Genomic DNA, 12791 nt, shown 5'->3' on the forward strand with positions numbered 1-12791 from the left:
GCTGTCGCCCTCTGAACATTTCGTCCCGAGGTGAGCCGCCCATTCTATATCGTTTTTCCTGTCCGTCAACACCCTCGTGAAGCTTTTTTCGAGGTGGTCGACGCTGCGGAACCCTTCGCTGGGAGGCTTTCGTCGCGAGGGATTGAAAGTATAGGCTGACCACGCGTCGGTGTGAAGGGGGTCTCGACATCTTTTCGAAAGATTCGCGCGCGCTAGACTCCGCGCATCCCTTCCACACTAATAAGGTCAGACGATGTCGAAGCGGTTCCTGCCGGTTGCACTGCTACTGCTCTCGCTCGGCGTACACGCCGCCTCCGAACCATCCGTGACGCTGCACGGCAAGCGGTTTTCCACCGAATTCGCCACCGACGACGCGTCGCGCGAGCTGGGCCTGATGAACCGCACGGCGCTTGCCGCGGACCACAGCATGCTCTTCATCTTCACCGACGAGCAGCCACGCGCCTTCTGGATGAAGAACACGCTCATCCCGCTCGACATCCTCTACTTCGACAAGGAGAGGAAGCTCGTCTCCATGCAATTGAACGCGCAGCCGTGCAAGGCCGACCCGTGCGCGATCTATCCGAGCGACGGAAGCGCCCGCTACGTCCTTGAAGTGGCGGCAGGTACGGCGGGCAAGCTGGGTCTCAAGCTGGGCGAGCCGCTCACCGTCGAAGACGAGCCCGGCAACGTCCGCTGATCCGGCGAAAGCCGGTGCTCGCAAGGCACGCCGACGTGATAGGGGACCAGCAGGGCCGGATCGATCCCCGCGAGCTCGTCCCACTGGTCGTCGAAGGGAATGAACCGCTGCATGACTGCTTCCTCCGCATGTCGGCGCACGTTGCGTGCGGCCTGGGGACCATGGAAGCAGGTTTTCCTGCGTTATCGCTGGCGAGATGGGGCGAAATGATGTCAGCCCCATCCCGGAAACCGGTCGGACAGGGATGTCAGTCCAGTTCGACCATCTCGAAGTCGTCTTTGGTGACGCCGCAGTCCGGGCAGGTCCAGGTATCGGGGATGTCTTCCCACCGGGTACCCGGCTCGATACCTTCATCAGGCAGGCCCAGCGCTTCGTCGTAGATGAAGCCGCAAACGACGCACATCCATTTGCGAAGGGTGGTTTCGGTGCTCTGGCTCATGGTTTTGCGTGTAGTCATCGTGCGGGTAGTCCCTCATTCTGTCACCCCCGGCGCCCAAACCCAAGGAATCCCATGACTACGCTCCTACGCTCCCGGCCCACGGGCAAGGGCATCTATGCCATCACCGACGGACCGCGCGACGACCTGTTCGCCGCGGTCGAGGCCGCCCTCGCCGGGGGTGCCCGCCTGCTGCAATACCGCGACGGCACGACGGACGCCGAGCGCCGGCGCTCCGAAGCGGACGAGATCTCGCGCATCTGCGCACGCTATGAAGTCCCGTTCATTGTGGATGCCGACGTCGCACTGGCCCGCGAGACGGGCGGCGGGGTTCACCTGTCGCAGGAAGATGTGTCCGTCGAGGCTGCCCGGGAGCAGCTCGGTCCAGAGGCGATCATCGGCGTGTCCTGTTACGGGTCCATCGAACGCGCCCGCCATCTGCATGCGGCAGGCGCCGACTACCTGTCCTTCGGTGCCATGTACCCGTCCACGACGAAGCCCGGCGCGTCCGTCGTTTCGCATGACGTAGTGACGCAGGCGGCGACCCTGGGACTTCCGGTCGTGGCGATCGGCGGCATCACCGCCGACAATGCGCAGGTGCTGATCGACGCGGGCGCCGACTACCTCGCGGTGGTCTCCGCCATCTTCGCCGCGCCGGACATCCAGACGGCGACGCGTCGCCTCGCCGACCTTTTCGACCCACGTCCCGGACTCATTCGATGACCACGAACCACGAACTCTTCGCCCGCGCCCGACAGCTGCTGCCCGGGGGCGTGAACTCGCCCGTGCGCGCCTTCAAGTCGGTGGGCGGCGAACCGTTCTTCACCGCGCGTGCCGACGGCGCTTACCTGTGGGACGTCGAAGGCAACCGCTACATCGACTACGTCGGGTCGTGGGGCCCGATGATCGTGGGCCACAACCATCCGGCCGTACGCGAAGCGGTGGAACGCGCGGTGCGCGACGGCCTCTCCTTCGGCACGCCCTGCGCCGCCGAAGTGACCATGGCCGAGACCATCGTCTCGATCGTTCCCTCGGTCGAGATGGTACGCATGGTGAACTCGGGAACCGAGGCCACCATGTCGGCGATCCGGCTCGCGCGCGGCGCCACCGGCCGCGGCAAGATCGTGAAGTTCGAGGGCTGCTACCACGGCCACGGCGACAGTTTCCTGGTGAAGGCCGGCTCGGGCGCGCTCACGTTTGGCGTACCGACATCGCCAGGCGTACCCAAGGCCGCGGCCGACCTGACGCTTACCCTGCCGTTCAACGACATCGAGGCGGCGCGCGAACTGTTCGCCGCGCAGGGCGACGATATCGCTGGCCTGATCATCGAGCCGGTGGCGGGCAACATGAATTGCATCCCGCCCAAGGACGGCTACCTGCAGGCCTTGCGCGAACTGTGCACGGCGCACGGCGTGCTGCTGATCTTCGACGAGGTGATGACGGGTTTCCGCGTGGCACTCGGCGGTGCGCAGGCGCATTACGGCATCACGCCGGACCTCACATGCTTCGGCAAGATCATCGGCGGCGGCATGCCGGTCGGTGCCTACGGCGGCCGGCGCGACCTCATGGAGCAGGTGGCGCCGGCGGGTCCGATCTACCAGGCGGGCACGCTGTCCGGTAATCCGGTAGCCATGGCCGCGGGCCTGGCGATGCTCGAGCTGATCCATGCGCCGGGATTCCACGAGGATCTCGCCGCGCGCACCGTGCGGCTCACCGACGGCATCCTCGGCGCGGCGCGCGAGGCGGGCATTCCCTTCAGCGTCAATCGCGTCGGGGCGATGTTCGGCCTGTTCTTCACCGGTGAGACGGTGGAAAGCTACGCGCAGGCCACCGCCGCGGACGTGGCCCGGTTCAACCGCTTCTTCCACGGCATGCTGGAGCGCGGCGTGTACCTCGCCCCGTCGGCATTCGAGGCGGGCTTCATGTCGAGCGCGCACGCGGACGAGGAAATCGAGGCGACGATCGCGGCGGCGCGGGCGGTGTTCGCGACGTTGTAAGGGACGTGGCTGGCGGGAGGCCAATCTCTCGGCGATGGGGGCTTGCGACGAGCACCCATCGCCGACAGGGTCGGCTCCCACCGAACGGCGCGCGGCGCGCGGCGCGGCGGGCGCGGCGGCAGATCCTTTGGGGGATGTCGCCGTCAGGCGACCTTGGATTCCCTTGCGAACGCAGTGAGCGCCGCTTCGAGGCGCTCCAGGCCCTCGGCGGTTTCCTCGTCGGTGATCGTCAGCGGCGGGACGATACGGAGCACGTCCGGGCCGGCCTGCAGGATCAGGAGGCCGTGGGCGGCGGCCAGGTCCAGGATCTCGCCCGCCCGCCCCTTGTATGGCGTATCGAGCACCGCGCCGATCATCAGACCGCGGCCGCGCACCTCGGAAAAGAGCTGGAGGTCCTCGTCGATCCTCGCGAGGCCCGCCCGGATGTCGTTGCCCTGGCGTTCCACGTTGAGCAGCACGGCGGGCGAGGCGATCTTCGCCAGCGCCACGCGTGCCACTGCGGCAGCCATTGGGTTGCCGCCGAATGTGGTGCCGTGCGCACCGAACTGCATCACGTCCGCCACCTTCGGGCCCACCAGCATGGCGCCGATCGGGAAACCGGCGCCCAGGGCCTTGGCGAGCGTGACGATATCGGGCGTGACATGGTCGTGGCTGTGGGCGAAGAGCATGCCAGTGCGGCCCATGCCGCACTGGATCTCGTCGAGCACCATCAGCGCGCCGTGCGCGTCGCACAACTCGCGGACGGTCTTCAGGAATCCGGGGGCGGCCGGCATCACACCACCCTCCCCCTGCACCGGCTCCAGCATCACCGCCGCGACGCCGCCCTGGGCGAAGGCCGCTTCCAGCGCCGCCGGATCGTTGAACGGCACGTAGCGGAAGCCGCCGGGCAACGGCTCGTAGCCTTCCTGGTACTTCGGCTGTGCCGTCGCGGTGACCGCGGCGAGGGTGCGGCCGTGGAAGGAGCCCTGGAAGGTGACGATGACGCGGTTCTCCGGCGCCCTGCCCTGCGACGCGGCCCACTTGCGCACGAGCTTGATCGCCGCCTCGTTTGCCTCGGTTCCGGAATTGCACAGGAAGACACGCTCGGCGAACGGCGCCCGCTCCACCAGTTCCTGCGCAAGGCGCAACGGCGGCTCGGAATAGAAGACGTTGCTCGCGTGCCAGAGCTTGTGCGCCTGCGCGACCAGCGCGTCGACGAGGTCGGGGTCCTGGTGGCCCAGCGAATTCACGGCAATGCCAGCGCCGAAGTCGAGGTAGTCCCGGCCTTCCGTGTCCCACACCCGCGCCCCCTTGCCGTGGTCGAGCACGACATCGCGGGGGCGGTAGACGGAAAGCCAGTAACGCTTGCCCAGGGCGGTCAGCTCGGAAGGTTCCACGGGGTGCGACGACGACATTGAAGCGACTCCAATCAGGAAAGGCATCGTATAAGGCGCGGGCGGCGTCGACAACGGATGCCGTGTTCCGCCGATGCAACGTGCTGTTACAGGTCGCTACACAGGCTGAACGGCCCTCGCGGAGCGCACGTGGGGAAATTCCTTGCGAATCAAAGGAGCTTTCCCATGGCACGGCGCTTGCTCCCCTTTGGGGACAAGGCCCTGTGAAGCCGCGTAGTTCGTTCGCCCGACGACCCTGCCAAGCCGGACGACGAATGGGGAAACTCCCGGTCCTCCCAGAGGACCGGGAGTTTTCTTTTCTTCGGACTCAGCGAAGTTGGTCGAGGGCCAGTTGATGCTTCTTGCAGAGACGATAGACGGTGACGCGGGACACGCGCAGGCGCCGGGCGCATTCGCTGATGTTGAACGCGCTTGCCCGAAGGCAGTCGACGATCGCCTCGCGCTCGGCCGACGTGCGTGCACTGCCGAGGCTGTCGCGGTCGCCCAGCGGATTGTCCACCGTGAGTTCCAGGTCTTCCGGCGTGATCAGCGCGTCGTCGGCGATCACCGCCGCCCGCTGCACGCGATTCATCAGTTCGCGCACGTTTCCTGGCCAGGAGAACGCGTTCATCGCCTTGCGCGCGCTCGAGCTGAAGGCGCGTGCGCGGGTGCCGTAGCTTTCGCGGAAGCTGTCGAGGAAATGCTGTGCCAGCAGTTCGATGTCGCCATTGCGTTCGCGCAGCGGCGGCATGCGCAGGCGCAGCACATTCAGCCGGTAGAAAAGATCTTCGCGGAAGCGTCCTTGCGCCACGGCTTTCTCCAGGTCGACGTGCGTCGCCGCGAGCACGCGCACGTTCACCTTGATCGAGGTGCAACTGCCGATGCGATCGATCGTGCCTTCTTGCAGGACACGCAGCAGATTCGTCTGCGCGTCCAGCGGCAGGTCGCCGATCTCGTCGAGGAAGACGGTGCCGCCGTCGGCCGATTCGAAGTGACCGATCCGTCGCGCGGTGGCGCCGGTGAAGGCACCGCGTTCGTGCCCGAACAATTCGGACTGGACGAGGTTCGCCGGCAACGCGCCGCAGTTGATCGCCGCGAACGGCTTTGCGTGCCGGGCCGACAGATCGTGCAGCGCACGCGCGGCCATCTCCTTGCCGGTGCCGGTTTCCCCGGTGATCAGCAGCGGCAGCTCCACGGGTGCGAATTTACGGATGTTCTGCGACAACGCGCGGATGGCCGGGCTGTTGCCGGTAAGAAGACTCGGCGAGTCGTCGTCGCGAGGAAGGGGCGAGTCGCCCGGGATGCGAGCGAGCGCCTGGCGCAACGCGCCGAGGGAAGACGGCCCGTCGATGACCTCGAACGCGTGCGGCAGCACGTGGCGCACGGAAGGATCGGCGGCCTGTGTATGCGACCCGGTGAGGCCGATCCAGGCGATGCCGGGATAGGTCTGGCGAAGGTCATCGAGAATACGGACAGCGGCCTGGGCCTTCGTGCGAAGGTCCACCACGGCGATGGCGCCGTTGCCGCACTCGGGAAGTTCGGCGCCGTTCCTTGCAGGGTCGGCGACCAAAGTGCGCCATCCTGCGCGGATCAGTCCGAAGTGTTCTTCAACGCTCGGCCTTCCAATCCAAACGACGCAACGACCCGTCGATTCCCCGCGCGACATGCCCGCTCCTCACCCAGTTTCGTGGCCTGCTGTCGGCTTCGCGGGTTCAGCTCCGGACCCGCCGCCGGCACCCCTGCAGGCCGGCAAGCCCCACTTCGTCGCTCGCGACCAGCGCGGACGACGGGTCGACGTTATACCGGGTCACCGCAAGCGGCCATACACCAAACGGGCTAGCCTCTTCACACCGTTCATAGTTGTCGCGATAGCTATAAAAACAGGTCGGGAAGCAGCGGGTTACCCGGAACCACCGAATAGCCTTCGAAGTCGCTGACGCCCTCTTCGCGAAGGACCTCTTCGTCGATGAGGAAGCGCCCGGTGAACGCGCGTGAGGGTCTCGTGAGGATCGCATGGGCCGCGTCGGCGACGATGTCGGGCTTGCGACAGTGCGCGGCGTCCACGGTGTCGCCCAGCATGGCGATGGCCGCCGTGGCGATCACCGTCTTCGGCCACAGGGCATTTACGGCGATGCCGAGCGGCGCGAACTCCGGGGCCATCCCCAGCACGCAGTGGCTCATGCCGAATTTCGCGATGGTGTAGGCAACATGGGGCGCGTACCAGCGCGGATCGATGCTGGGTGGCGGAGACAACATCAGCACGTGCGGATTGTCGGCTTGCTTCAGGAACGGCAGGCAGGCCTGCGTGGTGAGGAAGGTGCCGCGCGTGTTGACCTCGTGCATCAGGTCGAAGCGCTTCATCGGCGTGTGTTCCACACCGGCGAGCCAGATGGCGCTGGCGTTGTTCACGACGATGTCGATGCCACCGAAGCGTTCCGCCGCGGTAGCCGCGGCCATGCGCACTTCGGCTTCCTCGCGGATGTCGACCTTGAGCGGCAACGCCGTGCCGCCGGCGGCCTCGATAGCCGCGGCCGCCGTGTGGATGGTGCCGGGCAAGCGCGGGTTGGGCACGTTGCTTTTCGCGGCGATCACGACGTTCGCACCGTCACGCGCGGCGCGCAGGGCGATGGCCAGGCCGATGCCGCGCGACGCGCCGGTGATGAAGAGGGTCTTGCCGGCGAGGGTGTTCATGGGGGTGTGCCTCAGGCTCGCTGGAATCGCGGAAGGATGTCGCGCAGCTCGGCCAGCCGCTGCAAGGGATCATCGAGTTCGAGCATGTGCTGGCACTCGTTGGCGTCCAGCGGCAGCAGCTCGGAAAGGCGGAAGCCGACCCAGCTCGCGTCGTCCGAGCGCGCGGATACGTCGTGGCGCCACGGCGGTCCCATCTGCTCCGCGAGCCGTTCGAGGATCGTGGCCAGCAGGCCGAACTCCGCGGGTAGCGGAAGGGTTTCCTCGTCCGCCCAGGTGGCGATGTCGCCGCGCACCTGTCCATCCGAGCGCACGCGCGTGCGCGTGACGCGGAAGCGGCGGCCGCCCTCGGCGACGATGCCCAACAGGCCGTCGTCGCGCGTGTGGAAGTCGGTGATCGTGGCCAGCGTGCCCACGGCGGCCGGCACGGCAGGCTGCCCCGCCTCCCGGCCTTCGAGGATCATGCACACGCCGAACGCGCGTCCCGTGCGCGCGCATTCCCGGACGAGGTCGATGTAACGGGGCTCGAAAATGCGCAGCTGCAGGTGACCGCCCGGAAAGAGGACGTTCGACAAGGGAAACAGCGGAAGGTCGAGGGCGGGCGTCGTCGCGGCCATGCCCGGCAGTCTAACCCGCGTCCAAGGCCGTGAAGAAGCGGCGGGGCGCGCCCTCGAAACCGCCGTTGGACATGAAGACGACATGGTCGCCCTCGCGCGCTTCAGCGAGGAGCGCGGCGACCAGGTCATCCACCGTCGAGGCGGTACTGCCGCGCCCATCCAGGGCCGACGTGACCTTGCCGGCGTCCCACGCCAACTCCGGGCGATGCAGGAACACCGTGCGATCGGCGTCCGCCAGCGACGGGGCGAGCGCATCGGCATGGGCGCCCAGTCGCATCGAGTTCGAACGCGGCTCGAGCGCCACGAGGATGCGCGCGTTGCCGACTTTCGCGCGCAGTCCCGCGAGGGTCGTGGCGATCGCGGTGGGGTGGTGGGCGAAATCGTCGTACACCGTGACGCCACGCGCCACGCCGATGACCTCCATGCGCCGTTTGACGCTGGTGAAGTCCGCGAAAGCCGGAAGCAGGGCCACCGGATCGGCGCCTGCCGCGGCGGCCGCGGCGAGCGCGGCCAATGCATTCATCACGTTGTGCCGGCCCAGCGACGCCCAGCGGACGTCGCCGAGCAGTACGCCCGCGCGATGCACGCGGAAATGCGAGCCGTCGGCGGCGATGAGTTCCGCCCGCCAGTCGCCGGTGTCGACGCCGAAGGTTTCCACCGGCGTCCAGGCGCCCATCGCCAGCACCTCCGCGAGGAAGGCATCCTCGGCGTTGACGATCAGCCGGCCATTGCCCGGCACGGTGCGCACGAGATGGTGGAACTGACGCTGGATCGCGGCCACGTCCGGGAAGATGTCCGCGTGGTCGTACTCGAGGTTGTTGAGGATCGCGATACGCGGTCGGTAGTGCACGAACTTCGAGCGCTTGTCGAAGAACGCCGAATCGTATTCGTCCGCCTCGATGACGAAGGGCTTGCCCTCGCCGCGCCGGGCGGAGACGTCGAAATTGCCCGGCACGCCACCGATGAGGAAACCGGGCGACAGTCCCGCCGATTCCAGCAGGTGCGCCAACAGGCTCGTCGTCGTGGTCTTGCCATGCGTGCCCGCGACCGCCAGCACGTCGCGGCCGCCGAGCAGCGTCTCGCCGAGCCACTGTGGCCCGGAGATGTAGCGCATGCCCTCGTCGAGCATGTATTCCACGGCCGGATTGCCGCGCGTCATGGCGTTACCCACCACGACCAGGTCCGGGGCCGGCGTGAGGTGCGCGGCCGAGTAGCCCTGCATCAGGCCGATGCCCAATGCTTCGAGCTGCGTGCTCATGGGTGGGTAGACGTTGGCGTCCGACCCTTCGACCTGCAGGCCGAGTTCGCGCGCAAGCGCGGCGACGCCACCCATGAAGGTGCCGCAGATACCGAGGATATGGACGCGCATGCGGGAGCTGGTCGTTTCGGCCGGGCCGTTGGTCAGGCGCTGGCGGCGGTGGTCTGTCCGAGGGCCGTCTTGATGCGGGCGGTGACGTCGTCGAGTTCCCCGACGCCGTCCACGACCTTGAGCTTGCCGCGCTTCTCATAGAACGCCGCGACCGGAGCCGTCTGGTCGGCGTAAATGGCGAGGCGCTTCTTCACCGTGTCCGGATTGTCGTCCGGGCGGCCTTCCTTGTTGAAGCGGACCACGCAGCGGTCGACGATCGCCTCGTTCGGCACGTCGAGCTTGATCACCACGTCGAGCGGCTGGCCGATGCGGGCCAACACGGCGTCGAGGGCTTCGGCCTGGGCGAGGTTGCGCGGGTAGCCGTCGAGGATGAAGCCGGGCTTCGCGTCGGCCTGGCCGAGGCGGTCCTCGATGATGCCGAGCATGATGTCATCGGACAGCAACTGGCCGGCATCCATGATGCTCTTCGCTTTCTTGCCCAGCTCGCTCTCGGCCTTGATCTCCGCACGCAGGAGATCGCCTGTGGAGATGTGCGGGATGCCCAGGTCCTGCTTGAGGCGGGCCGCCTGGGTGCCCTTGCCCGAACCGGGGGCGCCGAATAGCACGAGTCGCATGGATGCTCCAATCGCCGGACGGACGGCAAACCCGCCCGTCGGACACGAGAAAAATGGGTCCCAAGGTAACGGCAGGGGCGCCGCCGCGTCAAACGGCCGACATGCTAGGGGTGTAGGCGGCACCGCGGGCGAGGGCCTTCAAGGCGCCACGACGCGGGGCGCGTTACGCTGGGACCTTCGACCACCAGAAGGACCCGAAGCATGGCCGCCGGCAAACTCCTCTACGCCCAGTCGGGCGGTGTCTCCGCCGTCATCAATGCCACCGCCGCGGGCGTGATCGAGACAGCACGCGACAAGGGCATCCCCGTCTATGCCGCGCGCAACGGCATCCTCGGCGCGCTGCGCGAGGAGCTGATCGACACGACCAAGGAGGCCAAGGCCAACATCGCCGCGCTGAAGCACACGCCTGGCGGCGCCTTCGGATCGTGCCGGTACAAGCTCAAGTCGCTGGAAGAGAACCGTGCCGAATACGAGCGCCTGATCGAAGTGTTCAAGGCGCACGACATCCGGACCTTCCTCTACAACGGTGGCAACGACTCGGCCGACACGGCGAACAAGGTCTCGAAGATCGGCCATGCGCTTGGTTACCAGGTCAACTGCATCGGCGTCCCGAAAACCATCGACAACGACCTGGTGGTCACCGACACCTGCCCGGGCTTCGGCTCGGTGGCGAAGTACACGGCGATCGCCGTGCGCGAGGCGAGCCTGGACGTCGTATCGATGATGGACACGTCGACCAAGGTCTTCATCATCGAGGTGATGGGCCGCCATGCCGGCTGGATCGCCGCGGCGGCGGGCCTGGCGGGCTCGGCGGCGGGCGATCCGCCGCACGTGATCCTCTTTCCCGAAAATGTCTTCGATCCCGAGGCTTTCCTTGCCAAGGTGAAGGGCACGGTGGAAAAGATCGGCTACTGCACCGTCGTCGTATCCGAGGGCGTCAAGGGCAGCGACGGGAAGTTCCTGGCGGAATCCGGTGCGCGCGACGCCTTCGGCCACGCCCAGCTGGGCGGCGCCGCGCCAGTGCTCGCCGCGCTGGTGCGCGAGAAGCTCGGCTACAAATACCACTGGGCCCTGCCCGACTACCTGCAGCGCTCGGCGCGCCACGTCGCCTCGAAGACGGACCTCGAGCAGGCCTACGCGGTGGGGAAGAAGGCCGTGGAGTTCGCGGCGGAAGGTCTCAACGCGGTGATGCCGGTGATCGTGCGCACGTCCGACGAGCCGTACAAGTGGAAGATCGAGGCGGCGCCGCTGGACAAGATCGCGAACCACGAGAAGAAGATGCCGAAGAATTTCATCTCGAAGGATGGCTTCGGCATCACCGCCGCCGCGCGACGCTACCTGGCACCGCTGATCCAGGGCGAAGCACCGCCGCCGTACGGACCGGACGGCCTGCCGGTGTATGTGACATTGAAGAACGCGCCGGTGTCGAAGAAGCTGCGGAAGTTCACGGTGGGGTGACCTGGCATCGCCGACAGGGTCGGCTCCCACCGAGCCCGCGAACCCGGAGCCCTCGAGACAACGACCATTGGATCGGAGCGATGCTTGGTGGGAGCCGACCCTGTCGGCGATACGAGCCGCCTCAAGCCAACACTTTGCGGATGAGCTTCAGGTCACGCACGAAGTCGGCGAACCCGGCTTCGCGCGCTTCGTGGTCGGGCAGGCGCAACAGATAGGACGGGTGGACGGTCGCCAGCGCCTTGCGCCCGTCGGGCAACGTCAGCCACTCCCCGCGCTGCGCCATCAGCCGGAACGACGAACCGAACACCGCCTGCGCCGCCATCGCGCCCATGCAGACGATGCCGTCAGGGGCGATGCGGTCGATCTCCGCCGCCAGCCACGGCCGGCACGCCGCCTGCTCCACGGCGTTCGCACGCTTGTGCAGGCGCACCTTGCCCCGCGGCTCGAACTTGAAATGCTTCACCGCATTGGTGACATAGAGCTGGCCGCGATCGATGCCGGCCGCTTCCAGCGCGCGATCGAATAATTTCCCCGCAGGGCCGACGAAAGGCTTGCCCGAAAGGTCTTCCTGGTCGCCCGGCTGCTCGCCGATCACGACGATGCGCGCATCCGACGGCCCCGCGCCGAAGACCGTTTGCGTGGCCGGCTTCCACAGGTCGCACGCGCGGCAATCGCGCGCCTGCTTGCGCAACGCCGCGATGCTGCCCTCGGGCGCGGCCGCCGCCGCCTTCTGCAGGGGCGTCACCTTCTTCCTCGGCACCGTCGGTTGCTTGTCCACCATCGCCTGCATCCTCGGCAGCGCATCGCGCACCAGTTCGGGGATGAGCCGCGCTTCCGGCAGGTTCTTCCAGTACTTCACCGGCATCTCGCGGCGCATCGCGTCCACCTTCAGCCGGGCCGGGTTGAAGATGCTCGCGTAGTACGTCCGCCAGAGGTCTTCCAGGGCGTCCTCCGACGGCGCGTCGGCGCGCTCGGCGCCCGGCCCGACGACGAGGGTGGCGCCGTCCCAGTGCGCGCTGCGTGATGGCGTGAGCAAGGACCAGTGCATGCCCGTAAAGCGTCGGACGAAGAATGGTGCGACACGCGCGACGATGTCGTGCTCCGGCTCGAACCACGCGACATAGACGCTGTCCTCGCCGTGGCGCACTTCGCGGAACCGCACGAACGCCTTCATCTTGTGCATGTCGCGACTGACCTGGCGCGCGCAGGTCGCCGCCCACGCCACGTCGTCGTCGGTGGCGATGCGCAACAGTTCCCTCTCGCCGTGCGCGATGCGCCAGAGCATGCGGTAGAGCGTGGCGTGACGGCGCGGATCGCGATGCGCCAGCACTGCGCCGGCAAGGCCAAGGAAAACACGCGGAACCGCCGGCACGCTGTCCCGGCGCGCTGGCGGGATGGCGCTGTCGCTTCCGAACAACCCGCCGGCATCGCCGGTGCGCCACTCGACATCGGCAGGCGCCACTTCAGCGAGCAGCAGCGCCCTGGCCTTCGCGCGCCACGCCTCGAGGTCCGAGGGATCGTCGAGCGTGACGACGAGCATCG

General features: G+C 67.4%; 12 protein-coding genes. 4 read left to right on the forward strand and 8 right to left on the reverse strand.

Going from position 1 to position 12791, the window contains the following annotated elements; genetic code table 11:
- Positions 1–253: 253 nt before the first annotated feature.
- Positions 254–697: a DUF192 domain-containing protein gene (locus ACQKIE_RS05925; RefSeq protein WP_427456827.1), complete on the forward strand. Its 444-nt coding sequence runs from the start codon at positions 254–256 to the stop codon at positions 695–697.
- A 247-nt stretch (positions 698–944) separates the two neighbouring features.
- Here ACQKIE_RS05925 and ACQKIE_RS05930 read toward each other — a convergent pair whose 3' ends face one another.
- Complete coding sequence (locus ACQKIE_RS05930; protein WP_036116149.1) at positions 945–1136, reverse strand: rubredoxin; 192 nt, start codon at positions 1134–1136, stop codon at positions 945–947.
- Positions 1137–1208: 72 nt separating this feature from the next.
- Here ACQKIE_RS05930 and thiE point away from each other — a divergent pair, with 72 nt between their 5' ends.
- Positions 1209–1856, forward strand: coding sequence for a thiamine phosphate synthase (thiE, locus tag ACQKIE_RS05935; RefSeq protein WP_427456828.1), 648 nt, complete (start codon positions 1209–1211; stop codon positions 1854–1856).
- Positions 1853–3130, forward strand: a complete 1278-nt coding sequence (hemL, locus tag ACQKIE_RS05940; RefSeq protein ID WP_427456829.1) for a glutamate-1-semialdehyde 2,1-aminomutase — start codon at positions 1853–1855, stop codon at positions 3128–3130. Before thiE ends, hemL begins: the two co-directional genes overlap by 4 nt.
- A gap of 143 nt (positions 3131–3273) precedes the next feature.
- On the opposite strand, the gene ACQKIE_RS05945 is transcribed toward hemL, so the two are convergent.
- The 6 genes from ACQKIE_RS05945 to ACQKIE_RS05970 all read right to left on the reverse strand — a co-directional run bounded on the left by ACQKIE_RS05945 (position 3274) and on the right by ACQKIE_RS05970 (position 9791).
- Complete coding sequence (locus ACQKIE_RS05945) at positions 3274–4524, reverse strand: acetylornithine/succinylornithine family transaminase (RefSeq protein ID WP_427456830.1); 1251 nt, start codon at positions 4522–4524, stop codon at positions 3274–3276.
- 307 nt (positions 4525–4831) lie between these two features.
- Positions 4832–6169, reverse strand: a complete 1338-nt coding sequence (locus ACQKIE_RS05950; protein WP_427456832.1) for a sigma-54 interaction domain-containing protein — start codon at positions 6167–6169, stop codon at positions 4832–4834.
- 206 nt (positions 6170–6375) lie between these two features.
- Positions 6376–7194 (reverse strand): SDR family oxidoreductase, encoded by an 819-nt coding sequence (locus ACQKIE_RS05955; RefSeq protein ID WP_427456834.1) that lies wholly within the window; start codon positions 7192–7194, stop codon positions 6376–6378.
- Positions 7195–7205: 11 nt separating this feature from the next.
- Positions 7206–7808: an LON peptidase substrate-binding domain-containing protein gene (locus ACQKIE_RS05960; protein WP_427456836.1), complete on the reverse strand. Its 603-nt coding sequence runs from the start codon at positions 7806–7808 to the stop codon at positions 7206–7208.
- 10 nt (positions 7809–7818) lie between these two features.
- Positions 7819–9177 carry a UDP-N-acetylmuramate:L-alanyl-gamma-D-glutamyl-meso-diaminopimelate ligase gene (gene mpl / locus ACQKIE_RS05965; protein ID WP_427456838.1) on the reverse strand — a complete coding sequence of 453 codons (1359 nt, stop codon included), beginning with the start codon at positions 9175–9177 and terminating at the stop codon, positions 7819–7821.
- Between the two features lie 32 nt (positions 9178–9209).
- The gene (locus ACQKIE_RS05970) at positions 9210–9791 is read right to left on the reverse strand and encodes an adenylate kinase (protein WP_427456840.1); all 582 of its coding nucleotides are present in this window, start codon (positions 9789–9791) and stop codon (positions 9210–9212) included.
- Positions 9792–9992: 201 nt separating this feature from the next.
- Here ACQKIE_RS05970 and ACQKIE_RS05975 point away from each other — a divergent pair, with 201 nt between their 5' ends.
- A complete protein-coding gene (locus tag ACQKIE_RS05975; protein WP_427456842.1) occupies positions 9993–11249 on the forward strand; it encodes a 6-phosphofructokinase in 1257 nt (418 codons plus the stop codon).
- Positions 11250–11370: 121 nt separating this feature from the next.
- Here ACQKIE_RS05975 and ACQKIE_RS05980 read toward each other — a convergent pair whose 3' ends face one another.
- Positions 11371–12789 (reverse strand): UdgX family uracil-DNA binding protein, encoded by a 1419-nt coding sequence (locus ACQKIE_RS05980; protein ID WP_427456844.1) that lies wholly within the window; start codon positions 12787–12789, stop codon positions 11371–11373.
- Positions 12790–12791 lie beyond the last annotated feature (2 nt).

The sequence above is a fragment of the Luteibacter sp. NPDC031894 genome, from assembly GCF_050273135.1.
GTDB lineage: Bacteria > Pseudomonadota > Gammaproteobacteria > Xanthomonadales > Rhodanobacteraceae > Luteibacter.